This is a genomic window from Sphingopyxis sp. 550A (genome assembly GCF_053569535.1).
Window position 1 is genome coordinate 4,633,669 of sequence record NZ_CM131615.1, and the last position, 24,087, is coordinate 4,657,755.

The 24,087-nt window shown below is 66.3% G+C and carries 20 protein-coding genes; 10 read left to right on the forward strand and 10 right to left on the reverse strand.

Going from position 1 to position 24,087, the window contains the following annotated elements; all coding sequences use genetic code 11:
* Positions 1–24 precede the first annotated feature (24 nt).
* A complete protein-coding gene (locus ACVENA_RS22445; RefSeq protein WP_449327099.1) occupies positions 25–420 on the reverse strand; it encodes a glycine zipper 2TM domain-containing protein in 396 nt (131 codons plus the stop codon).
* Positions 421–584: 164 nt separating this feature from the next.
* Between ACVENA_RS22445 and ACVENA_RS22450 the strand changes: the two genes are divergently transcribed.
* Entirely contained in the window at positions 585–1,571 is a 987-nt protein-coding gene (locus ACVENA_RS22450; RefSeq protein WP_449327100.1) for an esterase-like activity of phytase family protein, read from the forward strand.
* Between the two features lie 37 nt (positions 1,572–1,608).
* Here the strand turns inward: ACVENA_RS22450 and rpmB are convergent, their stop codons facing one another.
* On the reverse strand, positions 1,609–1,902 hold the full coding sequence (gene rpmB, locus ACVENA_RS22455; RefSeq protein WP_257547249.1) for a 50S ribosomal protein L28: 294 nt from the start codon (positions 1,900–1,902) through the stop codon (positions 1,609–1,611).
* 128 nt (positions 1,903–2,030) lie between these two features.
* Here rpmB and tadA point away from each other — a divergent pair, with 128 nt between their 5' ends.
* Complete coding sequence (gene tadA / locus ACVENA_RS22460) at positions 2,031–2,486, forward strand: tRNA adenosine(34) deaminase TadA (protein ID WP_449327101.1); 456 nt, start codon at positions 2,031–2,033, stop codon at positions 2,484–2,486.
* A gap of 5 nt (positions 2,487–2,491) precedes the next feature.
* Here the strand turns inward: tadA and ACVENA_RS22465 are convergent, their stop codons facing one another.
* Positions 2,492–3,196: an NAD-dependent deacylase gene (locus tag ACVENA_RS22465; protein WP_449327102.1), complete on the reverse strand. Its 705-nt coding sequence runs from the start codon at positions 3,194–3,196 to the stop codon at positions 2,492–2,494.
* 161 nt (positions 3,197–3,357) lie between these two features.
* Between ACVENA_RS22465 and dapB the strand changes: the two genes are divergently transcribed.
* From dapB to ACVENA_RS22485, 4 genes are all read left to right on the forward strand, one after another.
* Positions 3,358–4,083 carry a 4-hydroxy-tetrahydrodipicolinate reductase gene (gene dapB, locus ACVENA_RS22470; protein WP_449327103.1) on the forward strand — a complete coding sequence of 242 codons (726 nt, stop codon included), beginning with the start codon at positions 3,358–3,360 and terminating at the stop codon, positions 4,081–4,083.
* 26 nt (positions 4,084–4,109) lie between these two features.
* A complete protein-coding gene (locus ACVENA_RS22475; RefSeq protein ID WP_449327104.1) occupies positions 4,110–5,288 on the forward strand; it encodes a M48 family metallopeptidase in 1,179 nt (392 codons plus the stop codon).
* Positions 5,285–5,941 carry an endonuclease III gene (nth, locus tag ACVENA_RS22480; protein ID WP_449327105.1) on the forward strand — a complete coding sequence of 219 codons (657 nt, stop codon included), beginning with the start codon at positions 5,285–5,287 and terminating at the stop codon, positions 5,939–5,941. Before ACVENA_RS22475 ends, nth begins: the two co-directional genes overlap by 4 nt.
* 293 nt (positions 5,942–6,234) lie before the next feature.
* Positions 6,235–7,605, forward strand: coding sequence for a M20/M25/M40 family metallo-hydrolase (locus ACVENA_RS22485; protein WP_449327106.1), 1,371 nt, complete (start codon positions 6,235–6,237; stop codon positions 7,603–7,605).
* A 112-nt stretch (positions 7,606–7,717) separates the two neighbouring features.
* Here the strand turns inward: ACVENA_RS22485 and ACVENA_RS22490 are convergent, their stop codons facing one another.
* Entirely contained in the window at positions 7,718–8,311 is a 594-nt protein-coding gene (locus tag ACVENA_RS22490; RefSeq protein WP_449327107.1) for a TetR/AcrR family transcriptional regulator, read from the reverse strand.
* Positions 8,312–8,344: 33 nt separating this feature from the next.
* Here ACVENA_RS22490 and ACVENA_RS22495 point away from each other — a divergent pair, with 33 nt between their 5' ends.
* Genes ACVENA_RS22495 through ACVENA_RS22505 form a run of 3 tightly spaced genes read left to right on the forward strand, consistent with a single transcriptional unit; the run spans position 8,345 to position 12,329 of the window.
* Positions 8,345–9,511 (forward strand): aromatic ring-hydroxylating oxygenase subunit alpha, encoded by a 1,167-nt coding sequence (locus ACVENA_RS22495; protein WP_449327108.1) that lies wholly within the window; start codon positions 8,345–8,347, stop codon positions 9,509–9,511.
* Positions 9,508–10,728, forward strand: coding sequence for an FAD-dependent oxidoreductase (locus ACVENA_RS22500; protein WP_449327109.1), 1,221 nt, complete (start codon positions 9,508–9,510; stop codon positions 10,726–10,728). The genes ACVENA_RS22495 and ACVENA_RS22500 overlap by 4 nt, the downstream gene beginning before the upstream one ends.
* Positions 10,725–12,329, forward strand: a complete 1,605-nt coding sequence (locus tag ACVENA_RS22505; protein ID WP_449327110.1) for a phytoene desaturase family protein — start codon at positions 10,725–10,727, stop codon at positions 12,327–12,329. Before ACVENA_RS22500 ends, ACVENA_RS22505 begins: the two co-directional genes overlap by 4 nt.
* On the opposite strand, the gene ACVENA_RS22510 is transcribed toward ACVENA_RS22505, so the two are convergent.
* From ACVENA_RS22510 to ACVENA_RS22535, 6 genes are all read right to left on the reverse strand, one after another.
* Complete coding sequence (locus ACVENA_RS22510; protein ID WP_449327111.1) at positions 12,291–13,601, reverse strand: APC family permease; 1,311 nt, start codon at positions 13,599–13,601, stop codon at positions 12,291–12,293. The genes ACVENA_RS22505 and ACVENA_RS22510 overlap by 39 nt on opposite strands.
* Positions 13,602–13,605: 4 nt before the next feature.
* On the reverse strand, positions 13,606–16,125 hold the full coding sequence (locus ACVENA_RS22515; RefSeq protein ID WP_449327112.1) for a TonB-dependent receptor: 2,520 nt from the start codon (positions 16,123–16,125) through the stop codon (positions 13,606–13,608).
* Between the two features lie 149 nt (positions 16,126–16,274).
* The gene (locus tag ACVENA_RS22520; RefSeq protein WP_449327113.1) at positions 16,275–17,870 is read right to left on the reverse strand and encodes a sulfotransferase; all 1,596 of its coding nucleotides are present in this window, start codon (positions 17,868–17,870) and stop codon (positions 16,275–16,277) included.
* A gap of 2 nt (positions 17,871–17,872) precedes the next feature.
* Positions 17,873–19,459: a DsbA family protein gene (locus ACVENA_RS22525; protein ID WP_449327114.1), complete on the reverse strand. Its 1,587-nt coding sequence runs from the start codon at positions 19,457–19,459 to the stop codon at positions 17,873–17,875.
* Positions 19,460–19,515: 56 nt separating this feature from the next.
* A complete protein-coding gene (locus tag ACVENA_RS22530) occupies positions 19,516–20,919 on the reverse strand; it encodes a M48 family metalloprotease (protein ID WP_449327115.1) in 1,404 nt (467 codons plus the stop codon).
* 216 nt (positions 20,920–21,135) lie between these two features.
* Positions 21,136–23,778, reverse strand: a complete 2,643-nt coding sequence (locus ACVENA_RS22535; RefSeq protein ID WP_449327116.1) for an Rne/Rng family ribonuclease — start codon at positions 23,776–23,778, stop codon at positions 21,136–21,138.
* On the opposite strand from ACVENA_RS22535, the gene ACVENA_RS22540 reads away from it, so the two are divergent.
* Complete coding sequence (locus ACVENA_RS22540; RefSeq protein ID WP_449327117.1) at positions 23,765–23,989, forward strand: hypothetical protein; 225 nt, start codon at positions 23,765–23,767, stop codon at positions 23,987–23,989. The two genes, ACVENA_RS22535 and ACVENA_RS22540, sit on opposite strands and share 14 nt — an antisense overlap.
* Positions 23,990–24,087: the final 98 nt, after the last annotated feature.

Genomic DNA, 24,087 nt, shown 5'->3' on the forward strand with positions numbered 1-24,087 from the left:
TTCCCCTTTAAGGGGTCGGGCCCTTTAACGGCGGCAGCCGTCGTTGCCCTTGTCGATGGCGCGGCCGGCGATGGCGCCAACGGCGCCGCCGATGATCGTGCCGACGGTGCGGTCGCCGCGACCGGCGATCTCGTGACCCGCCAGGCCGCCGGCGATCGCGCCGATGATCGTGCCGCCGGTGCCGTTGTCGCACTGGCGATAATTGCGATAGTTGCGGCGGTCGTTGCCACGGTAATCGCGGCGGTCGTAATTCCGATAGTCGCGGCGGTCATAGCGGCGGTTGTCGCGATTGTAGCGCGCGTCATAGCTCGAATAGCCGTCGCGGCTGTAATAGCCGTTCTGCGCCGCGGCGGGCGTCGCAAGGCCCAGCGTCGCGGTGGACATCAGGGCGGCGATCGAGAGGGTCACCATCTTTTTCATCGTCGTTCTCCTTCTTTCGTCGTCAGGCCCTTGGGGTCTTTGGATCGATGATGCCCTTCTGCCCGATTCGCTTTGAGTGAAGCCTGAACATCGCTGTCGGCTGCCGTTCATCTTGGGGGGGAGGCATCTTGCCGGGCCCGGCCGCGCGTCCTATCGCCGCGCCGATGCGCCGTCTCCTGCCCGCCGCCCTGATCTTCCTCGCGCTCGGGCCCGTGCCCGGCACGCGGCACTATCGTCCGCCGGTCGATCTCACCTCGCAGCAGATCACCGCGCGCCCGCTCCGTTATCCCGCGGGGGAGGCGGGTATGCTCCGCTTCGTGCGCGGTTGGCGCCTCGTCAGCCCGAACGACGCGTTCGGCGGATTTTCGGCGCTCGCGATCCTCGGTCCCGATCGGTTCCAGCTTGCGGCCGACAATGGCTATTGGGCACGGCTGACGCTCCCCGCCGACGGCGCGGTATCGGATGCGCGCATCGGCATGTTTCCGCCCGGCTCCGGCCCGACACAGCGCAAGTCGCAGCGCGACGTCGAATCGATGGCATTCGATCCCGCGAGCGGCAAAAGCTGGGTGGCGCTCGAGGGGCTCAACCAGGTCTGGCGGCTCGACCCGGCGCTGGAGCGCATCGAATCGCGCGCGCGCCTGCCGCGGCCGCGCTGGCCGGTCAACCGCGGTCCCGAGGCGATGGTCCGCCTCGCGGACGGGCGCACCGTCATTTTTTCCGAAGACGCCGATGACGATCCGCGCGGCCGGGAGGCGCTGCTCTTTACCGGCGATCCCGCCGAGCCCGGGACGAAGGCGGTTCGCTTCTTCTATGATTCGGAAGGGAAGGGACTGGTCAGCGACGCTGCGCCGCTCCCCGACGGGCGCATCCTGCTCGTCCACCGTCGGCTCGGGTTCGATCCTGTCTTCACGACGATCCTCGGCGTCGTCGATCCCGCCGCGATCCGGCCGGGTGCGCGGCTGACCTCGCGGACGATCGGCCGCGTGCCGGTGGCGCTCGCCGACAATTACGAAGGCGCGGCGATCGAACGCCGCGGCGGGCGCACCTTCCTGTGGCTCGTCTCGGACAATAATTTCAACGGCTGGCAGCGCAGCCTGCTCGTCGAGTTCGAGCTTGTCGGCCTGCCGGACAGCAAAAAGGCGGCGCCGTAAACCGGGCCGCCTTCTGCAACAGGAATGCGGTGGAAGCTCAGGCGGCCTTTTCGGCCAGCTTCTTCGCGACATCCTTCTTGACCTTGCGGGCGTTCGCCGAAAGCTGGTCGTCGCCGGCCTTGAGCAGCCAGTTGTCGAGGCCGCCATTATGCTCGACCGTGCGCAGGCCGTGGGTCGACACGCGCAGCTTCACGCCCTTGCCGAGGGCGTCCGACAGCAAGGTCACATTCTGCAGATTGGGCAGAAAGGTGCGCTTGGTCTTGTTGTTGGCGTGGCTGACATTGTGGCCAACCTGGCGGCCCTTGCCGGTCAGTTCGCAAATGCGCGACATGATCTTCTTCCTCGAATCAATGGGCGGCGTCCGGGGTGGGCCAGAAGGCACCGAAAGGACCGGATGGGCCGGGAAAGGCGCGCGCTTATCGGCTTGCCGGAGATTCGTCAAGCGAATAGGGCGCTTTTATGCCCTCGTTCCCGCTCCCCGAACCGATGCGCCGCGCGCTCGATCTCGCCCGCATCGCCGCGGAATGGGGCGAAGTGCCGGTCGGCGCGGTGATCGTCAAGGACGGGCAAGTCGTCGCCGAAGGCCACAACCGCCCGCGCGAATCGCACGACCCGACGGCGCACGCCGAAATCGTCGCGATTCGCGCCGCGGCGGCGAAGCTCGGCAACGAACGCCTCGACGGCTGCGACCTCTATGTCACCCTCGAACCCTGCGCGATGTGCGCGGGCGCGATCGCCCACGCGCGAATCGCGCGCCTCTATTACGGCGCCGACGATCCCAAGGGCGGCGCGATCGCCCACGGCCCGCGCCTCTTCGCGCAGCCGACGGTGCACCACCGGCCCGAAATCTACGACGCGATCGGCGCGAGTGAGGCGGCGGAGTTGCTGAAGGATTTCTTCGCCGCGCGGCGCTGAACGGGTCAGCCCTTCAGCATCGCCTCCACCCACGCCGGCACCAGCGCCGTCGCCGGCCCCTGCCGCGCTTCGTCGAACCAGTGGCTCCCCTCGCTCGGCTCCATATTGAGTTCGAGCGTCCGCGCGCCCGATGCGCGCGCCTCGCGGACGAAGCCCGCGGCGGGATAGACCGCGCCCGATGTGCCGATCGACACGAACAGGTCGGCGCGATTGATGGCGTGATAGATTTCGTCCATCCGGTACGGCATCTCGCCGAACCAGACGATGTCGGGGCGCAGACTTCCCGCGGCCTGGCACGCCGGACAGGCGGGACGATCGAGCAATGCTCCGGCCCACGGCATCCGTGCGTCGCAGATCGTGCACCAGGCGTTCAGATGCTCGCCGTGCATGTGGATCAGCCGCTTCGCCCCCGCGCGCTCGTGCAAGTCGTCGACATTCTGGGTGACGATCAGCAACTCGCCCGGCCACTCGGCGTCGAGCCGCGCCAGCGCATGATGCGCCGCGTTCGGTTCCTTCGTCTGGATCGCCGCGCGCCGATCGTCATAGAAGCGCAGTACCAGGTCGGGATTCCGCGCGAAGGCTTCGGGCGTCGCGACATCCTCGACGCGATGCTGTTCCCACAGGCCCCCGGCGTCGCGGAAGGTGTCGATGCCGCTCTCGGCCGACACGCCCGCGCCGGTCAGGATCACGATATTCTGGATGGTCTTCATGGGCCCTCTCTATCGGGCCGCATCGACAGCTTCATCCCTTTTTCGTCACCCGGCGAAGGCCGGGATCTCGACCTCACTTATAACCACGGATGATGACCAGCGCATCTCGACTTCGCGCGACCCGAGGGGCTAAGGGGAGAATGGATAGGGGACAGCGAGTCATGACCAGCATCGGCATTATCGGCAGCGAAGGGCGGATGGGCGTCGCACTCGCCGCCGCAATTTCGGAAGCCGGGCAGCGCAGTTGCGGCATCGACAAGGGCGGCAATATCGTCCGGCTCGCTTCCGATGCCGACGTTCTCGTCGATTTCTCCTCACCCGTCGCGCTCGAGGCGACGCTCGACGCCTGCGTCGCTGCCAAGACCCCGATCGTGATCGGCACCACCGGGCTCGAGGAGCGCCATCATTATCTGATCGACGATGCCGCGAAGGACATCGCGGTGCTCCAGACCGGCAACACCTCGCTCGGCGTCACGTTGCTCGCGCATCTGGTGCGCGAGGCGGCGTCGCGGCTCGATGCCGACTGGGATATCGAGATCGTCGAGATGCACCACCGGAACAAGGTCGACGCGCCGAGCGGCACCGCGCTGCTGCTCGGGCAGGCGGCCGCCGAGGGGCGGGGGATCGACCTTGCGAAATGCTCCGAACGCGGCCGCGACGGCGTCACCGGCGCGCGCGGCCACGGCAAGATCGGCTTCGCGAGCCTGCGCGGCGGCACCGTCGCGGGCGACCATGACGTGATCTTTGCGGGGCCGGAGGAGATGATCACCCTCGGCCACCGCGCTGAGAACCGGATGATCTTCGCGCGCGGCGCGGTGAAGGCGGCGCTGTGGCTGGTCCGCCAGAAGCCGGGGCGCTACACGATGCCGCAGGTGCTCGGGCTCTGAACCCGGCGAACATGGGGGAAAGACAGATGGCGTTCGATCCGGCGGCGGCGACCAAAGCTTATATCGACGGCCTCGGCCCGGCGGCGCTCGCCAAGGCGGAAGCCTATACGACCGGCAACGAATGGCTGCTGCTCTGGGGTCTCGTCGTCTCGGCGGTCGTCACCTTTCTCTTCGTCCGCTTGCGCATCCTCGACCGGATCGACGCGCGGCTCGCGAAGCGCGGCTGGGCGCTGCGGACGTGGATGCTCTGCGCTGCTTTCTTCCTGCTCTCGACGATCCTCACCCTGCCGTGGGACATCTACACCGGCTGGGGGCGCGAAACTGCCTATGGCCGCACCAGCCAGCCGCTCGGCGACTGGCTCGGCCAGTCGGCGATCTCGACGCTGCTCACCGCGGTGCTGGGCGGTCTCTTCTTCCTCGGCGTCTATGCGCTGATCCGCCGCACCGGGCGGCGCTGGTGGATCTGGTCGGGCGGACTCGCCGCCGCCGCGATCGCGGCCTTCCTGCTCGTCTCGCCGATCCTGATCGAGCCCCTGTTCAACGATTACAAGCCCGTCCCCGCCGGGCCGGTGCGCGATGCGCTCGTCGAGATGGCGGCAAAGGCCGACATCCCCGCCGACCGCATCTACATGTTCGACGGATCGCGCCAGTCGAACAATTTCACCGCCAATGTTTCGGGAATCGGTCATTCGGCGCGGATCGCCATTTCGGACGTTGCGCTCGGCAAGGCCTCGCTCGACGAGGTGCGCGCGGTGACGGGGCACGAGATCGGCCATTATGTGCTTGGTCATATCTGGCGGATGGTGTTCGTTTTCGCGGGGCTCGCGATCCTGCTCTTCTTCGCCGCCGACCGGCTCTTTCCGCGCCTTGCGCGCTGGTTCGGCAGCGACGCGGCCATCGGCGACCCGCGCGGCTTTCCGGTCCTGATCTTCTTCCTCTCGCTCTTCGGTCTCGTCACCCTGCCGCTCACCAACACGCTGATCCGCGTCGACGAGAGCGAGGCTGATCATTATTCGCTGAAGACCGAGAACCGGCCCGACGCGCTTGCGACCGCGCTCGTCAAGACCGCCGAATATCGCAGCCCGCGTCCCGGCGCGGTCGAAGAGATCATCTTCTACGACCATCCGTCGGTCGAACGCCGCGTGCGCGCGGCGATGGAGTGGAAGGCGGCGCATCCGCCGGCGAACGCACCCGCGCCGCAATGAAGAAGGCCGACATCTTCGAATTCTACCGCCGCCTCGCCGAGCTCAACCCGAGCCCGGAGACCGAGCTTCAATTCGGCAACACCTACCAGCTTCTCGTTGCGGTCGTGCTGTCGGCGCAGGCGACCGATGTCGGGGTGAACAAGGCGACACGAAAGCTGTTTCAGGAGGTGAAGACGCCGCAGCAGATGCTCGACCTCGGCGAGGACGGGTTCAAGCAGCACATCAAGACGATCGGACTGTTCAACGCCAAGGCGAAGAATGTCATCGCATTGAGCGAAATCCTTGTGCGCGACCATGGCGGCGAAGTACCCGCTAACCGCGACACGCTCGTCGAGCTCCCGGGGGTGGGGCGCAAGACCGCCAATGTCGTGATGAACTGCGCCTTCGGGGCGGAGACCTTCGCGGTCGACACCCATATCTTTCGTGTCGGCAACCGCACCGGCCTCGCGCCCGGCAAGACGGTGCTCGCGGTCGAGAAGAAGCTCGAAAAGGAAACCCCGGCGCCTTTCCGCGTCGGCGCGCACCACTGGCTGATCCTTCACGGCCGCTACATCTGCAAGGCGCGCACCCCCGAATGCTGGCGCTGCCCGGTGATCGACCTCTGCCGCTACAAGCCCAAGACCCCGGCGCCGAAGGCGAAAAAGGCGGCGTGATCTCGCTCTTTTTCGGCATTCCCGTCCCTTCCTTCGTCATTCCCGCGAAAGCGGGAACCCAGTGTGGGGTTAGCCGACGCACGCTCTGGGTCCCCGCTTTCGCGGGGATGACAAAGTTAGGAGATGCGGAAATATGAAGTTCCGTTCGCCTGAGCCCTTCGACTGCCTTGCATGCGCTCAGGAGAGCCTTGTCGAAGCGTCGTTCTTCCTTCAGCATGGTGAAAGAAAAAGGACAGGGCTTCGACAGGCTCAGCCCGAACGGATCGAAACAGAGTGTAAAAGGGGTCGATAATATGCGTTTAGCTGCTGCTTTTCTTGCTTCCGCTGCCATGCTGGCCGCGGTGCCCGTTCACGCCAAGCCCGCCGATACCGCGACGGCGAAGAAGATCCTCATGGACAGCGTCGCGATCCCGACGGTCGAGGGGCGCGGCAAGGTGCCTGAGCTTGCGGCCTATTATGCAGGCGTGCTCAAGGCCGCAGGCTATAGCGACGCCGATATCGAGATCACCCCGATCGGCGAGACCGCGACCTTCGCCGCGACCCTGCAGGGCACGACCAAGGCCAAACCGATCCTGCTGCTCGGCCATATGGACGTCGTCGAGGCCGACCCCAAGGACTGGACCCGCGATCCGTTCGTGCCGGTCGAGGAGAATGGCTATATCTTCGGCCGCGGGTCGGAGGACAACAAGTTCGATGTCGCGATGATGGTCGCGACGATGGCCGAGCTCAAGAAGGAGGGTTTCAAGCCGAAGCGCTCGATCATCCTGCTGCTTTCGGGCGACGAGGAAACGGCGATGACGACGACGCGCGCGCTTGCGGCCAAATATAAGGACGCCGAATTTGCCTTGAACGGCGATGGCGGCGGCGGGCTGATCGGCGAGGACGGCAAGGCGAAATATTACGGGCTGCAGGCGGGTGAGAAAACCTACGCCGACTATGTGCTCGAAGTGACCAACCCCGGCGGCCACAGCTCGCGTCCCGGCGCGGTCAACGCGATCGTCGAACTGTCCGAAGCGCTCGCCAAGGTCGGCGCCTATCGCTTCACGCCGCAGCAGAACGAACTGACCAAGGTCGGAATGCCGATCGTCGCCGATCAGGTCGGCGGCGACATCGGCGCGGCGCTGAAAGCCTTTGCTGCCGATCCGACCGACGCCAAGGCGATCGCGACGATCCGTGCCGATCCCGAATATGTCGGCCAGATCGGCACGACCTGCGTTCCCACGCTGGTCAAGGGCGGCCACGCCGAAAATGCGCTGCCGCAGCGCGCGACCGCGAACATCAACTGCCGCATCTTCCCGGGCGTCAGCATCGAGACGGTGCGCGCCGAGCTCGAGAAGGTGATCGGCGATCCCGCGGTCAAGGTGAACACCGACCCCGACGCTACCGCGAGCGACGCCTCGCCGCTGCGCCCCGACGTGGTGGCGGCGGTCACCAGGACGGTTCATGCGCGCTTCCCCGGCCTGCCGATCATCCCGTCGATGAGCGCGGGCGCGACCGACAGCCTCCATTTCCGAGCCGTCGGCGTGCCGAGCTACGGTGTCGCGGGGTTGTTCAGCAAGGCGAGCGACAGTTTCGCGCACGGCCTCAACGAACGCGCGCCGGTCGCCGCCATCCCCGGCGCCCTCGCGCATTGGGACAGTTTGCTGCGCGACCTGTCGAAATAGGTGTCGTGCCCCTGCGAAGGCGGGGGCCCATCACCGGATGTCGCGTTCAAACCAGCCGTTCGCAGAGGCCGCATGGGCAGGAGATGGGCCCCTGCCTTCGCAGGGGCACGGGCTAGGGTAGTAACGCCACCACCGCGCGCTCGATCATCGCGACCGCCGCCTCGGCGCCGAAGCTTGTCGAGTCGAGCGAGAGTTCGAGCCACAGCCCGTCGACCATCGCGGTCAGCAGGACCGCGAGCCGCCCGGCGTCGGCGGCGCCGCATGCGGTCAGCAGATTGGCCAGTCGTTCGCGATAGCCCGCGTAACTTTCCGCGTGAATCGCCGCCATCCGCGCGTCGCTCCGCGCGAGCGCCCAGAAGGCGGTCCAGGCGCCGAGCAGTTCGGGATCGGTCACCGGCGGGCGGAAGCTCGCGGTGAGATAGGCGGTCAAGCGGTCACGGGGATCGTTGCCTGCCTCCGCGACGGCGGCGGCGAAAATCGCGTCCATCCGGTCGCTCGTCGCCTGATAGGTCGCCGCGACCAGATCGTCGATGCCGTCGAAATAATGGCGCAGCAGCCCCGGCGATACGCCCGCTTTGGCGCAGATCGCGCGGACATTCGTCCCTGCGAGCCCCTGTTCGGCCAGCACCGCCGCGGTCGCCTCGATCAGGCCCGTCCGGCGGGCATCGGCGCTTTCGCGCGTAAAGGCTTGGCGAGCGGCGGTCATATTGTTATACATATGTATAACAAGGAACGGACCATGGCAACTGCACCCCTTCGCGATTCGAATCCCGACCCGCTCGACGGCTGGTCGCTTCCGGCCTGGACCTACAGCGATCCCGAATTCCACGCGGCCGAAATGGACCGCATCTTCCGCCCGAGCTGGCAGGTCGTCTGCCACGACAGCGACATCCCCAACGCCGGCGACTGGCACAGCATCGACTTTTGCGGCGAAAGCGTGATCCTGGTGCGCGGCGCAGACCATATCGTGCGCGCTTTCACCAACGTCTGCCGCCATCGCGGTTCGCGCCTCGTCGACGGTGCGGCGGGCTGCGCGAAGAAGCTCGTTTGCCCCTATCACGCCTGGACCTATGAACTTGACGGCCGGCTGATCGGCGTTCCCGATTCGGCGAGCTATCCGACGCTCGACAAGGGCAAGGCGGGGCTCGTCCCGGTCGGGCTCGAACAATGGCGCGGCTTCTGGTTCGTGCGGCTCGACGATGACGGCGGGCCGTCGGTCGCGGCGATGATGGCGCCCTATGAGGCGATGATCGCCCCCTATCGCTTCGAGGAACTCGGCGCCCTCGGCCGCGTCACGCTGCGCCCGCGCGCCGTGAACTGGAAGAATGTCGGCGACAATTATTCGGACGGCCTCCACATCCCCGTCGCGCACCCCGGCCTCACCCGCCTGTTCGGCAAGAGTTACGGGGTCGAGGCCGAGGCCGGGGTCGACCGCATGTGGGGCGACCTGATCGACCGACCCTCGGCGAACTGGTCCGAACTCATGTATCAGCGCCTGCTGCCGCCGGTGCCGCACCTTCCGCAAGCGAATCAGCGCCACTGGCTTTATTTCAAACTGTGGCCGAACATCGCCTTCGACATCTATCCCGATCAGGTCGATTTCATGCAGTGGCTGCCGACCGGGCCGACAAGCTGTCTGATCCGCGAAATCTCCTATGTCCTTCCCGATGCGCGGCGCGAAATGAAAGTGGCACGCTATCTGAACTGGCGCATCAATCGCCAGGTCAATGCCGAGGATACGGCGCTGATCACGCGCGTGCAGCAGGGGATGCAGTCGAAAAGCTTCACCATGGGGCCGCTCAGCGACAAGGAGGTCTGCCTTAGGCATTTCTGTTCGCGGATGCGCGCGATCATCCCCGAGGCGCGGCTGGAGCAGGCGCCGGTCGCAGGGTGGAGTCGCCGGTGAGCACCGCCGCGCCCGTTGTCATCGTCGGCGGCGGACCCGCCGGCATGGTCGCGGGGCTGCTCTTCGCGCGCGCCGGCGTGCGCGTCACCATACTCGAAAAGCACAAGGATTTCCTCCGCGATTTCCGCGGCGACACGGTGCATCCTTCGACGCTCGAACTGTTCCACGAGATCGGCCTGCTCGACGCGCTGCTGAAGGAACCGCACGCCGCGATCGACACCATGACGCTGAACCTGCTCGGCGGGCGCTACACGGTCGCGACGATGAAGCATCTGCCGGTCGCCGCGCCGTTCGTCGCGATGATGCCGCAATGGGATCTGCTCGATTTCATCGCGGGGGAAGGGCGGCGCTATCCGACCTTCGACCTCCGCATGTCGACCGAGGCCATCGGACTGACCCATGACGCCGGTGGTCGCGTCAGCGGGGTGACGCTCGCGAATGGCGACGTGCTTTCCGCGCGGCTCGTCATTGCCGCCGACGGGCGCCGGTCGGTACTGCGCGAAGCCGCCGAGCTGCCGCTCGACGATCTCGGCGCGCCGATGGACGTGCTCTGGTTCCGCGTCCCCGTTCCTGCGGGCATGGACATGGCGGAGGTCGCGCTCGGCACGATCGACAAGGGCGGGATGGTCGTCGCCATCCCGCGCGGCGATTATTGGCAATGCGCGCGGATCATCGAGAAGGGCGGCTTCCCGCCTATCGAGGCGCGCGGCATCGCGGCCTTCCGCGATGAGATCGTCGCCATCGTCCCCGGCCTCGCTGCGGGTATCGAGGCGATCCGCAGCTTCGACGACGTCAAATTGCTGTCGGTCGCGCTCGACCGGCTGACGCGCTGGTCGCGCCCGGGCCTGCTCGCGATCGGCGACGCGGCGCACGCGATGTCGCCGGTCGGCGGCGTCGGCATCAACCTCGCGGTGCAGGATGCGGTCGCCGCCGCGAATATCCTCGCGGCGTCGCTTGCGGCCGGAGCCGATCCCGACCCCTTGCTCGCGCAGGTGCAGGCGCGCCGCTGGAAACCGACGACCCGGATGCAGGCGCTGCAGCGCTTCGCCCATTTGCGCGTCATCGAACCGATGCTGCGCGGCGCGATCGATCATGTCCCGCTCGCCGTCCGCCTGCTCGACCGCATTCCGCTGCTCCGCCGCATTCCGGGCCGCATCCTCGGCCTCGGCTTCGGTCGTCAGCATGTCCAATCCCCGCTTGCGAAAGACTTTTCATGACCAAAGCCTATGACGCGCTGATCATCGGCGCCGGCCACAACGGCCTCGTCTGCGCCTTTTATCTCGCGAAGGCAGGACTGAAGGTGCGTATCGTCGAGGCGCGCGACGTCGTCGGCGGTGCTGCGGTGACCGAGGAATTCGCGCCGGGGTTTCGCAATTCGGTCGCGAGCTACACCGTCAGCTTGCTCCAGCCGAAGGTGATCGCCGACATGAAGCTCGCCGATCACGGCTATCGCGTCATCGAGCGGCCCATCAGCAATTTCCTGCCGCAGGAGGATGGAACCTATCTGAAACTCGGCGGCGGGCTCGACCGCACGCAGGCCGAATTCCGCAAGTTCAGCGCGCGCGATGCCGAGGTGCTGCCCCAATATTACGACGCGCTCGAAAATGTCGCCGAACTGCTCCGCGACCTTGCGCTGCGCGTGCCGCCAAATGTCGGCGAGGGCCTGCGCACGCTTCTCGACGGCGCGCGGCAAGGGCGGCGCTTCGCGGGCCTCAGCCTCGAACAGCAGCGCGACGTGCTCGACCTGTTCACCAAATCGGCGCGGACGATGCTCGATAACTGGTTCGAAAGCGAGGCGGTCAAGGCCGCGTTCGGCTTCGACGCGGTGGTCGGCAATTATGCCAGCCCCGACACGCCGGGCAGTGCCTACGTGCTCCTCCATCACGTCTTCGGCGAGGTGAACGGCAAGAAGGGCGCGTGGGGCCACAGCGTCGGCGGCATGGGCCGGATCACCGAGATCATGGCGAAGGTGTGCCGCGACATGGGCGTCGAGATCAGCCTCGAAAGCCCGGTCGCCAAAGTGCTCGTCGATGGAAACAGGGCGGTCGGCGTCAAACTCGTCGGCGGCGAGGAGATTGCCGCGGCGCGGGTGATCGCCAATGTCGGACCGAAGTTGCTCTACGAACGGATGATGGATGCGGCTGATCTGCCGCAGGATTTTCAGCGCCGCATCAAGGGTTTCAAGGCAGGCAGCGGCACCTTCCGGATGAATGTCGCGCTCAGCGAACTTCCCAAATTCACCTGTCTTCCGGAACCCGGCGAGCATCACCAGTCGGGGATCATCCTCGCGCCGACGCTCGATTATATGGACCGGGCCTTCCTCGACGCGAAGCAGCACGGCTGGTCGAAGGCGCCGATCGTCGAGATGCTGATCCCCTCGACCGTCGACGACAGCCTCGCGCCGCCGGGTGCCCATGTCGCCAGCCTCTTCTGCCAGCAGTTCGCGCCCGAATTGCCCGATGGGCGGGACTGGGACGACGAAGAGGAAGCCGCCGCCGATTGCATCATCGACACGGTCGAGAAGCACGCGCCGGGCTTCCGCGCCAGCATCGTCGGCCAGACGCGCCTTTCGCCCAAGGGGCTCGAACGCAAGTTCGGCCTGGTCGGCGGCGACATCATGCACGGCAATATGAGCCTCGACCAGCTTTGGGCCGCGCGGCCGGTGCTCGGCAACGGCGGCTATCGCGGGCCGGTGAAGGGTCTTTATATGTGCGGTGCGGGCACGCATCCGGGCGGCGGCGTCACCGGCGCGCCGGGGCATAATGCGGCTGAGGTCATTCTACGCGACCGGGGCTTCTTCGCGCCCCGCTGGCGCTGAGGCGCGCCCGAGCCAATAGAGCGGCAGGCCTACGAGCATCAGCGCGATGCTCCACAGCACCGCCTCCCGCCCCGCGCCCCACATCGCCCACAGCGCATAGGCGCCGCCCAGCACGACAAAGGGCAGCGCGATGCGATAGCGTGCCGCCGCGACGGCACAGGCGAGGTAGAGCCACAGGGTCGCACAGGTCGACAGCAGCGCCATGAAGGCGAACAGGCCGCCCATCGACCGGCTGCTGTTCGCGAAGACGAGCAGGCTGGCGAGGCAGCTCGACACGATCAGAGCGCGAACCGGGGTGCCGCGGGCGTCGGCAGCGCCGAACCAGGCGGGCATCAGCCGCCGCCGCGCCATGTCGCGCGGGACCTCGCCCTGCACGAGCACCCAGCCGTTGAGCGCCCCGACCGCGCTGATCGCCGCGAAGACGGTGACCAGCGCGGCGGGCCCCGCGGCCCAATAATGTTCGACGAACAGCGCGAAGGGCGCGGGCGACGCCGCGACCTCGTCCGCGGGCAGCATCAGCGCGATCCCCGAACAGACGGTCAGGTAGAAAAGACCGGTGAGCAGCGCGCCGATCACCGTCGCGCGCGGAATGGTGACCTCGGGCCGGTCGATCTTGTCGCCGGCGGCGCACGCCGCCTCGAACCCCACCATCGCCCAGAGCGCGAGCGCGGCGGCAGTGCCGGTCGCGCCGAGGCTGAGCCCTTCGGCGGGGAAAGGCGCGAAGGCGTGGGCACCCTCGGCGGCCGTGCGCATCGCGATCAGCACCGCGACGACGATCAGCGGGGCCAGCTTCAGCACCGTCGTGGCAAGCTGGAACGCGCCCGCCGCGCGCACGCCGAAGAGGTTGATCAAGGTGACGAACCAGATGGTGAGCGCGGCGGACAGGCCGGGGTGCTTGCCGATCACAGGCCAAAAGGCCGAGGCATAGCTGACCGCGCCCAGCGAAATGGTGACGAGCCCGGTCCATACCGAAACCCAGAAGGAAAAGCCGATCAGCGATCCCGCGAGCGGCCCCAGCGCCTCCTCGATCATCGGCGCGATTCCGCGCGCTTGACCCAGATGTCCGGCGAGCTTCGCGAGCACGATCGCGAGGCACAGCGCGCCGCCGATGGTGACGATCCACCCCGCGACGGCGTTCCAGCCATAGGGGGCAAGCTGTGCCGGAAGCAGGAACACCCCCGAACCGATCATATTGCCCATGACCAGGGCGATGCACATCGGGAGGCCGAGCTTGCCGCCCGGCCCCTCCTGATGTGTGGCGATATCGGTCACCTGATCAGAACTTGGCGCCCAGCCGCGCCCCGATCGTCTGGGGCTGGTTCACCAATATCTGCACCCGGCCGTCGCACTGGCCGCAGTTGGAGAAGCGCGACAGTTCGGCGCGCTCGTCGAACGCGTTCTGGAGGAACAGTTCGAAGCTGTAATTGCTCCAGTCGAAACCGAGCGCGAAATCGACCGTGGTCGATCCCCGGATTCGCCCGAGCGCGTTCGCCGTCGGGACGCGGATATCCGGCGTGGCCGAACTGCGATGCGCGATCACCGACTGGAAGTGCATTTCGCCCGGCCCGACCGGGAATTGATAGCGCAGCGTCGCATTGCCGTTGAACTTCGGCGTCACCGGCAGCCGCGTGCCCTTCGCCGCGGCGATCGAATTGCCCGGGTCGGTGCATTGATAGGTCGGGTCGTCGATCTCGCACAGATTGTTGCGGGTCCTGGCGTCGGTATAGGAGGCGGCGGCGGCGATCGTCAGCCCTTCGACCGGCCGGATGTTGACGTCGGCCTCGATCCCCTTGATCCGCGCGTTCGGACCGTTGTGGATCTCGGTAAAGCTGTTCTCGCCGAGGAAGGAGAATTGGAAGCGCTTCCAGTCCTGCAGATAGACGGCGGCGTTGAGCCGGACCATTCCGCCCGCCAGCGTGGTCTTGAGCCCCAATTCGTAATTGGTCAGGAAGTCGGCGGCATAGGGCGCGATCGTCCCGCGCCGATTGATCCCGCCGGGCCGGAAACCGCGCGACCAGGTCGCATAGGCGAGGATATCCTCGCTCGGTTTCCACGTCAGGTTCAGGCGGTGCGTGAAGCCGGTGTCCTTGGTGCGCTTGGGGACCAGCTTGCCGTTCACATAATCGGCGAGGTTGGTGCAAGGGCTGCCCTCCACCGTCGCCGGCAGCAGCGTCCCGTCCGGATTGTCGCGCAATATCTCCCCGGTCGTCGTGTAGCAGCCGGCGACGCCCGTCCGCGAACTGGCCGCGCCATTATAGGGCGGGCCATCGGGATTGCGGCCGAAGCCGAAGAAGCCGATCAGGCTGTTGTCATATTTATAATAGCGCCCGCCGCCGGTCAGCGTGACGGTTGGCGTGATGTCGAAGCTCGCTTCGCCGAAGACCGCATAATCCTTGTCGACGCGTTTCTGTTCGGTCAACCACAGCGTTCCGGGATGGCCGTTGACCGACAGCGCGTCGGCGAGGCCCGGAATGATGTAATCCTGGTGGATATGGTTGCTCTGGCGCTGGTAGAAGAGTCCGGCGACGACGCGGAAGCGCTCGTCCTGCGGTGACGCGATGCGCAGTTCCTGGCTCATCTTGCGGAAATGGTCGGTGCCGATGATATATTGCCGGGGGTCGATGGTGTTGCCGGCATTGTCCTGAAGATAGAAGCATCCCCGAAGGCCGCTGCACACGAAATCGCCTTCGTAGGTGTAGTTCGCGTAAAGCTGGTCATAGGCTTCGGCATAATCGGTATAATCGTTGATCTGATAGGCCTTGCGGTCGAGATAGGCGCCCGCATAGGTGATGTCGAAATTGCCGATCTTGCCTTCGATCGTCAGCGCCGCCTGGATGAACTTGTCGGTGCGCTTGTCGGGGTAGAAGCGCTGGACCTGGAGGTCGCCGACCTTGGGGTCCTGATAGAAAGTGCCGTGGCTCGTCTGCTTCTGATAGAGCAGGGTCGGGGTGACCGTCCAATTGTCGTCGAGATCGACCTTCAGCGCGGCGCGCCCGCCATAGACTTCGGCGTCGTTGAAATTCTTTTCGACGAACGCGTTGTTGTTGACGGTGATGCCCGGCTGGTTGCCGACCAGATTCCCGCCTTCATCGAGGATCGGCGCGCCGAGGAAGCTGCGCGTTCCCGGCACATTGTCGATATAACCGGCGTCCTTCTGATACCAGCCGACGAAGCGCACCGCCGCCATCGGGCTGATCGGCGCATTGAGCATGCCTTCGAGCCGGCCGCCCATGCCGCCATGCTTGATGCTGTTGATCTCGCCATCGACGCGGCCCTCGAAGGCCGAGGGATCGGGCTTGTTGGTGATGATGCGAATCGTGCCCGCCTGCGACGAGGCGCCATAGAGCGTGCCTTGCGGCCCCGCGAGCGATTCGATGCGCGCGATGTCATAGATATGGACATCGAGCGTGCCGCCGATCGTCGTCACCGGCTGTTCGTCGAGATAGACGCCGACGCTGGGCAGCGAGCCCGAATGATTGCCGTCGCCGCCGCTCGCGACGCCGCGCATATAGACGGTGGTGACGCCCGGCTGGCTCGACTGGAAGGAAACGCTCGGCAGGAGCTTGGAAAAATCCTGGAAATTCGCGACGTTGAGCTGGTCGAGCTTCTTGGTCCCCAGCGCCTGGATGCTGATCGGAACGTCCTGAAGATTTTCCTCGCGCTTCTGCGCGGTGACGACGATCTCGTCGCCATAATCGGTCTTCGAGGCCTCCTGTGCCCAGGCCGTTCCCGATGTCAGGATCGTCGAGGACAGTGAAGCCAGCAGCAGCGCGCGGCGTGAAACATGGACCCGCATAGAAAAGCCCCCCTCTTTGCCCGTTTGTCGCCGTTTGTGCGGCGCGGGAAAGAGGGTGTCGCAACATGGGGGGGATCGTCAATCGGGCATGTGAAATCGGCTCCGCGCGGCGGCGGATTCGCGGTCACTATGACAAAATTGCAACAGGCTCAGGCGGACGCCGGATAATGTGCCAGAACCGGCCCCAGCGCCTCGACCAGCGGCCCCAGCCACGGTTCCATCGCGCGCCACTGGTCCACACCGTCGCGGTTGATAGGCCGCCGCACCTGTTCGGAACTCGCGGTGCGCACCGCGCGGTCGCTCTTGTGGAAATCGAGGCAGGACGGCTCGAACGGCAACCCGAGATAGGTCAGCATCGCGCGCACTTCTCCTTCCAGATCGGCGATCACCCCTTCGTGGAAGACGCGGTGGACATGCCCGGGCAGCACCCGGTCGATATGATCCATCAGATCGACATAGTCGGCATAATAGCGCCCCATATCGGACAGGCTGTAGCTGAACGCCTGCCCGCGCGCGAAATGCTGTTTGAAATTGGAGAAGCAGCAATCCATCGGATGGCGGCGCGCGTCGATGATCTTCGCGTTCGGCAGGATCAGCCGGATGAAGCCGGTGTGCAGCCAGTTGTTCGGCAGCTTGTCGATATAGAGGGGTTTGTCGCTTTTGCGCTGGACCTGCGTCTCGCGCAGATATTGTTCGCCCAGTTCGCGGGCCTGATCGGCCGTTAGCCCGGCAATCCCGCCCATATTGCGCGCTTTCGCATATAGTTTGGGGATATCGGGCAGTTCCATCGTGCCCTCGACCATCGAATGGCTCGACAAAATCTGCTCGATCAGCGTCGAGCCCGCGCGCGGCATACCGACGATGAAGATCGGATCGGGCGCATCGGCGCCATGACCCCCGCGCGCTGCGAAGAAATCCGGCGTGTAGAGCGCCTTGGCATGATCGACCGCGGCCCGCGTCTGGTCGGCGTCATAGTCGAGCAGCGTCCGCCGCAGCGCGTTGCCTTGGTCATAATGGGCAAAGGCCGGTTCGGGCTGCTGTCGCTGTTCATATGCCCTGCCCAGCGCGAAATGCAGGTGAAAGCGATCTTCGGCGGTGATGTCGCCGCGATCCAGCGCCGCCTCCATCGCCGACAGGTCGGTGTCGTCGAAGCGCAGCGTTTTCAGATTGGCGAGGCTCCACCACACTTCGCCGAGTGCAGGGTGAAGCGCGAGCGCCCGGCGATAGGCGGCCACCGCGTCGGCCTGGCGCCCGACGGTCTTGAGCATATGGCCATAGGACATCCAGATTTTCGGTTGCTTGCCGGCGCTTTGCAGCACCTGCTCATACAGTTCGAGCGCTTCGTCGAACTCGCCGACGCGGCCCAGCGCGGCGGCTTTCAGATTGGCGTTGCCGGGATTACCCGGATCGACCTGCTGCAGCGCATTGAGCTCGGCGATCGCCTCGGCCGACCGCCCCTGGCGATGCAGGACCGTCGCGAGGTTCGACCGCGCCGCGAGAAAGTCGGGCGCCAGTTCGAGCGCCCGGCGCAGCAGCGTCTCGGCATCGCGATAGCGTTCGATCCGTGCCGCGAGCTCGGCAAGCATCCGGATCGCGGCGACATCGAACGGATCGCGCTTCAGATGCGCCTTCAACACCGGCTCGGCATCGTGGAGCCGCCCCTCGACCAGCGCCAGCGCCGCTGCCATCAGTTCGGGATTGCGGACCCCGCGCGCGATCGATGCCTGCGCCCGGTCCGTCTTCATCCTCAATCTTTCTTCCGCGCCTTGGCGATCGCCTGGCGGAGCGCGTCATAGCCGACCTGGCCCTGGAAGAGCTGGTCGCCGACGATCCACGTCGGGGTGGCGTTGAGTTGAAGCTGGGTCGCGAGCGCAAGGTTCGAATCGATCTCGCGCTGGAACAGCGCCTCGTTCGCGGTCGCGTCGGCGCTGCCATCGGTGACGACGCCCGCCTTCTGCGCCGCCGCGGCGATCGCCGACGGGTCGAGCGAGGAGGCGGCGAACATCGCGTGGTGGAAGGCGTCATATTTGCCCTGCCGCGCGGCGGCGAGCGCCATGATCGCGGCGTCGCGGCTCTGCGGCGAGATGATCGGCAGTTCGCGGAACACGACCTTCAGGCGCTTGTTCTCGCGGATCAGCCGATCGACGTCGGGCACGCTCGCGCGGCAGAAACCGCAGGCATAGTCGGTGAAAACGACCAGCGTGACGTCGCCGTCGGCATTGCCCGCCCATGCGCCGGCATAGGGCTTTTCGAGTGCGGGACGCACCGCATCGACCGCCTTCGCCATTTCCTTGTTCCGCTGCGCCTCGAAGGCTTCGGGGATCATCTCGGGGTGCGCGCGGATATAGTCGGCGACGATGGTTTCCACTTCGCTCTTGCTCATTCCGCCGCCGAAGCGACCGCCGAGCCAGAAGACGGCGCCGAGCAAAAGCAGGGTGCCAAGCGCCATCGCCCAGAGCGGCGCAGGGAGGGCGTTTCCGGACGCCGCGGCGCGCGGCACGGGGCGATGCGGCATACGGTCGTCGGGTTCGGGGCCGGAGATCGAGGGCGGCGGCGTCGCGGCGGCGGCCTTTGCCCTGGCGGGTTTTGCGGGCGGCGGCGCGGCGGCGGCAACCGCCTCGCCGGTGAAGAGCGGCAGGTCGGGCGCGGCCGCTTCGGCGACGCCTGCTTCGGCCTCTTCGCGCGCGAGTAGCTGTTCGAGGCCCGAGGGCGGCGGTCCGGCCTCTTCGCGCGGCGTGGGGCGCAATTTGGTCGCGGCTTCGCCGATCTGTTCGCGCAGGCTCTCGCTGCCCGCCTTGGCGACATGGCTGATCCCGGCCCTGGTCTTGCCCGCAACCTCGCCGATGCCGCGCCCGGCTTCGCTCGACAGTCTGGCGACCTTGTCGCCGAGCGCTATCTTGTCCCAGGTTTCGCCGCTCGCTTTTGCCGCGGCGCGGCCTGCTTTCGCCGATCCGCGCCCGATGGCGCTTGCGGTGCGCGCCGTCAGTGCGCCCGTCCTTGCGGCCAGTTCGCGCGAGCGGCGCGGGATTTCCATCGCCTCGACGCGCGCGGGAATGTCGGCGCGTTCGCCGACCCCGATCGTCCAGTCGGCGAAGGCTTCGGCGCCGTCCCTGACGCGGTCCCAGAGCCTTGCGGCACCTGCCTTGATCGCTTCGGGTTTCACCAGCGGCGCTTGCGGCTTTTCGGTGGCCTTGTAGCGCGCGAGGTCGATTCCGATGGGCGGCTCGTCCTTGGGCTTGGCCAAGCCTTCATCGCGCGCGGGGGCCGACGCTTCGGGCGTCGGGGCCGGGTCGCGCAGCCACGGCTGGTAATAATCGTCTTTCTTTTCGGTCACTTGTCGCCCTTGTGCATCGCTCGCGACGATGCGTCCCTATCGTATCTAGTTTGAATCTAGCGCTTTTTGCGCTCGCGTTCCACCTCGGCGCGCGACACCAGTGCAATATCCTGTGCGCGAATCCAGTCGGCCGACCCTTCGGGCAAACCCTGCATCGCCGTTTCGGCATTACGCAGCGCAAGCCCGGACTGTCCACCTTCCAGATTATAGCGTTCGGCCGAAGCGAGCGCGGCGCGCGCCTGATCGCCCTTGTTCGCATAGACGATGCCGAGCTGATACCAGGCGAAAGGATTTTGATTGTCGAGCGCGACTGCGGTCTTCAGCACCTTCTCCGCCTCGGCGAAATTGGCGGGATCCTCGGTCGCGATCAGTGCATGGCCGAGGGTCGCGGCGATCAGCGGCTGCGAGCGCGAATTGGCGACCGCCTCGCGCAGCGGCGGGATCGCATCCCTGGGCCGCCCCGATTCGAGCAGCACCTGTCCCTCGAGCTCGAGGAAATAGGGGTCGTGTGGATCGGTCTTGAGCAGTCCCTCGACCTCGCCGAGCGCCTTGTCGGGATAGGCGCTCTTGTGCCAGGCATAGGCACGGGCATAGCGCGCCGGGATGCTGGTGTCGGTCTCGGGATATTTGCGCAGGGTTCGGTCGGGATCGGCGATATAGCCCGACAGCTTCGCCTTGATGCGCTGGAAGCGCGCCTCGATCTTCGGGTCGGCGGGCTTGTCCCACGCGGGATCGACGACATAGACCTCGCGCAGCGTCTGGATGCGGTCGCCCGACATCGGGTGGGTGCGGCCATAGGCCTGCTCGTCGTCCTGCTTGACGCCATAGCGGAACTCGAGATTCTGCAGCTTCTTGAAAAAGGCGAGGCTGCCGCGGCCGCTGATTCCGGCCTTCGACAGATATTGCGCGCCCGCGGCGTCGGCGGTCGCTTCCTGGGTGCGGCTGAAGGCCAGATATTTGCCGAGTGCCGCCTGCTGGCCCGCCATCATGATGCCCATGCCGGCGTCGCCACCACCCGCGGCGATCGCCGCGGCGCCGAGCAGCAGGCTGAGCAGCGAGATTCCGGTCGCCGTCTTGGCGCCTTCGCTCGCGCGAATCGCGTGACCGCCCATGATATGGCCGAGTTCGTGTGCGAGCACGCCCTGCACTTCCTCCGCGCTGTCGGCGGTTTCGATCAATCCGCTGAAGACATAGATGTCCTGGCTGCCCGCGACGAAGGCGTTGATGCTGCGGTCGCCGAGCAGATGGACCTGCACTTGTCCGGGACGCAGCCCCGCCGCAACGAGCAGCGGATCCATCATGTCCTGGAACAGCGCCTCGGTCTCGGCATCGCGCAGGATCGACTGCGCCGCCGCGGGGCGCGCCGAAATCGCGATCATCGCGACGATCGTCAGCAGAAGGCGAAAAAGCGCGCGCCATCCTTGCGCGTGGAGCGCGCTGTGGGGGGAAAGGGCGGTCATCGCCGCCTCTCTCGCGCCGCGCGTCTGAACCTCGACTGAAGTCATGGAGGCTTATTGGGGCGCGAGGTGCGCAGGTGCAAGCTATGAGATTGCGGTTATGCGATCAGTTGCGCGACAGCGCAGTCCATTTCCCTCATCATTCCCGATTTTGCGGGAATGATGGACATATTTCGTCTCCGCGAGGGGAAGCATCCCTTCCCCTCGCGGAAAATCGGTTCAGTTCCCGAAGGTGCGCTGCCACCAGCCGCGACGGGGTTCGCCGTCGGGGGCGTCCTCATCGGCACCCGCTTCGGCGGCCACCGGCTCGGCGGGCGCTTCAGCCGGAACCGGTTCGGCGTCGCCGGCCGCGGCAGGCTCCAGCGCGGCTTCGGGCGCCGGCTCGGCTTTCTTCCGGGCGCGGCTCGCGCGCTTCTTCGGCGCGGGCTTTTCGGCTTCGGCTTCGGCTTCGGGAGCGGGTTCGGCGGCGGGCGCCTCGACCGTTTCGGCTGCTTCCGCGGCCTCGGCTTCGGCGGCAAGCGCGGCCTTGGTCTTGCGCGGCGCGCGCTTGCGCTTCGGCTTTTCCTCGGCCGCCGGCGCTTCCTCGGCGACAGGTTCGGCAACGGCTTCGGCTTCCGCCGGCGCGGCCTCTTCGGTCGCGACCGTTTCGGCTTCGGTCTCCGTCCCCTCTTCGGCCTTCTTGCGGCCGCGTCCGCCACGCCGGCGACGCGGTTTCGCTTCGGCTTCCTCGGTTTCGGCGGTTTCGGCCTCTACCGGCGCAGCCTCTTCGGCAGGTGCCTCCTCGGCATCGGCGTCGTCGCCAGCCTCGGCGTCGGGAATTTCATTGCCTTCCTCGTCGCGGCGACCGCGCCGGCCGCGACGGCGGCGGCGGCGGCGTTTACGGCCTTCGCCGTCGCCCTCGTCTCCGCCGTCCTGGCGTTCGTGGCGAGCCGGACGGGCCTCGGCCTCTTCCTCGGCGGCTTCATCCTCGTCCTCTTCGACGAAGTCGTCTTCCTCGTCCTCGATCTCGACGATCGGGGCGAAGCTGCGGCGCTGGACCGGCGGCGGACCGCCGACCTCGACCGCCATCCGCGCGCCTTCGGTCTCGCCGTCGGGGAGGATTTCGACGCTGACGCCGTAGAGCTCTTCGATCTCGCGCAGTTCGCGGCGCTTTTCGTTGAGAAGATAGAAGGTCGCTTCCTGGCTCGCGCGCAGGATGATCTTGCTGCCCTTGCCGCGCGCGGCTTCCTCTTCGATCAGGCGCAGCGCGCTGAGGCCCGCCGACGAAGCGGTGCGGACGAGGCCGGTGCCTTCGCAATGCGGGCAGGGGCGCGTCGATGCTTCGAGCACCCCGGTGCGCAGCCGCTGGCGGCTCATCTCCATCAGGCCGAAGCCGGAGATACGGCCGACCTGGATGCGCGCGCGGTCATTCTTGAGCGCGTCCTTCATCGCGCGCTCGACCTTGCGGACGTTCGAGCCGTGATCCATGTCGATGAAATCGATGACGATCAGCCCCGCCATGTCGCGCAGGCGAAGCTGGCGCGCGATTTCGTGCGCCGCCTCAAGGTTGGTGCTGAGCGCGGTCTGCTCGATATTATGTTCGCGCGTCGAGCGGCCCGAGTTGATGTCGATCGACACCAAAGCCTCGGTCGGGTTGATCACCAGATAGCCGCCCGATTTCAGTTGCACGACGGGATTGAGCATCCCCGCGAGCTGATCCTCGACGCCGTAGCGCTGATAGAGCGACACGGGGTCGGCATATTGCTTCACGCGCCGCGCGTGGCTCGGCATCAGCAGCTTCATGAACTGCTTCGCGGCCTTGTATCCCTCGTCGCCCTCGACGAGCACTTCCTCGATATCCTTGTGATAGATGTCGCGGATCGCGCGCTTGACGAGGTCGCTGTCCGAATGGATCAGCGCCGGCGCGCTCGACCCCAGCGTCTTGTCGCGAATCTCGTCCCACAGGCGCGCGAGATAGTCGAAGTCGCGCTTGATCTCGACCTTGGTGCGGCTCATCCCCGCGGTGCGGACGATGCAGCCCATCGTCGGCGGCAGGCCCATCTCGTCGATCATCGCCTTCAGCTTGCGGCGATCGGCGCCGTTCGAAATCTTGCGGCTGATTCCGCCGCCGTGCATCGTGTTGGGCATCAGCACGCAATAGCGGCCGGCAAGCGACAGATAGGTGGTCAGCGCCGCGCCCTTGTTGCCGCGCTCCTCCTTGACGACCTGCACCAGCATCACCTGGCGGCGACGGATGACGTCCTGAATCTTGTAGCGGCGGCGCAGCGACATGCGGCTTTCGCCGTCCTCATCGTCGCCGCGACGGCTGCGTCCGCGACCCCGGCCGCCTCCCTTGCGACTGTCGCGCCCGCGACGCTTGCGGTCGCCGCGATCATCCTTGCCCTCTTCGGCGCCCTCTTCGCTTTCTTCGGCGTCACCATTTTCGGCGCCCTCTTCCTCGTCGCCATCGGCGTCTTCGCCGATGGTTTCGGGGGTGGGGGCGTCGCCATTGTCGTCGTCATGATATTCGACGTCAGCGACATCGCCTTCGAGCTCGTCGAGGTCCTCCTCGGCGCGCAGCGCGGCCTCGGCGGCATGTTCGGCCTCTTCGCGCAGCAGCGCGTCGCGGTCTTCCTTCGGAATCTGGTAATAGTCGGGGTGGATTTCGCTGAAGGCCAGGAAGCCGTGGCGGTTGCCGCCATATTCGACGAACGCCGCCTGCAGCGACGGTTCGACGCGGGTTACCTTGGCCAGATAGATATTGCCCTTGAGCTGCTTGTGCTCGGCGGACTCGAAATCAAACTCCTCGATGCGGTTTCCCTTGGTGACGGCGACCCGGGTTTCTTCCCGGTGCCGCGCGTCGATCAACATGCGCGTGGTCATTATTATTACTCCAGGCGCGCCGCAGCGCGCCAAACAAAAAGGCCGCGACCATCCGGGACGGACGGCGGCGGTCGCTAAGGTTCAAAGAAAAGATGGGGTTCAAAGAAAAGATGACGTTATTGCCGTGCGCGGCTTGCGTCCGGTCCTGGACGCGCATGCGGTCTCCGGCCGCGACAAGCGCAGGGGCAAAAGCGCCTGCGTCGCGATCTGAAGAGGGCATGGCAAGCCTCATGCGGCATCAACCTGGTTACTTGGGTGAGCGGAGAGGTCGATCGACATTCCAAGGGGAAGGTCGCACCGGCCGCCCGA

Coding starts and splice junctions, on each gene's coding strand:
- ACVENA_RS22445 (WP_449327099.1), bottom strand. CDS start 420: ATGAAAAAGATGGTGACCCTCTCGATCGCCGCCCTGATGTCCACCGCG.
- ACVENA_RS22450 (WP_449327100.1), top strand. CDS start 585: ATGCGCCGTCTCCTGCCCGCCGCCCTGATCTTCCTCGCGCTCGGGCCC.
- rpmB (WP_257547249.1), bottom strand. CDS start 1,902: ATGTCGCGCATTTGCGAACTGACCGGCAAGGGCCGCCAGGTTGGCCAC.
- tadA (WP_449327101.1), top strand. CDS start 2,031: ATGCCCTCGTTCCCGCTCCCCGAACCGATGCGCCGCGCGCTCGATCTC.
- ACVENA_RS22465 (WP_449327102.1), bottom strand. CDS start 3,196: ATGAAGACCATCCAGAATATCGTGATCCTGACCGGCGCGGGCGTGTCG.
- dapB (WP_449327103.1), top strand. CDS start 3,358: ATGACCAGCATCGGCATTATCGGCAGCGAAGGGCGGATGGGCGTCGCA.
- ACVENA_RS22475 (WP_449327104.1), top strand. CDS start 4,110: ATGGCGTTCGATCCGGCGGCGGCGACCAAAGCTTATATCGACGGCCTC.
- nth (WP_449327105.1), top strand. CDS start 5,285: ATGAAGAAGGCCGACATCTTCGAATTCTACCGCCGCCTCGCCGAGCTC.
- ACVENA_RS22485 (WP_449327106.1), top strand. CDS start 6,235: ATGCGTTTAGCTGCTGCTTTTCTTGCTTCCGCTGCCATGCTGGCCGCG.
- ACVENA_RS22490 (WP_449327107.1), bottom strand. CDS start 8,311: ATGACCGCCGCTCGCCAAGCCTTTACGCGCGAAAGCGCCGATGCCCGC.
- ACVENA_RS22495 (WP_449327108.1), top strand. CDS start 8,345: ATGGCAACTGCACCCCTTCGCGATTCGAATCCCGACCCGCTCGACGGC.
- ACVENA_RS22505 (WP_449327110.1), top strand. CDS start 10,725: ATGACCAAAGCCTATGACGCGCTGATCATCGGCGCCGGCCACAACGGC.
- ACVENA_RS22515 (WP_449327112.1), bottom strand. CDS start 16,125: ATGCGGGTCCATGTTTCACGCCGCGCGCTGCTGCTGGCTTCACTGTCC.
- ACVENA_RS22520 (WP_449327113.1), bottom strand. CDS start 17,870: ATGAAGACGGACCGGGCGCAGGCATCGATCGCGCGCGGGGTCCGCAAT.
- ACVENA_RS22530 (WP_449327115.1), bottom strand. CDS start 20,919: ATGACCGCCCTTTCCCCCCACAGCGCGCTCCACGCGCAAGGATGGCGC.
- ACVENA_RS22540 (WP_449327117.1), top strand. CDS start 23,765: ATGCGCGTGGTCATTATTATTACTCCAGGCGCGCCGCAGCGCGCCAAA.
- ACVENA_RS22535 (WP_449327116.1), bottom strand. CDS start 23,778: ATGACCACGCGCATGTTGATCGACGCGCGGCACCGGGAAGAAACCCGG.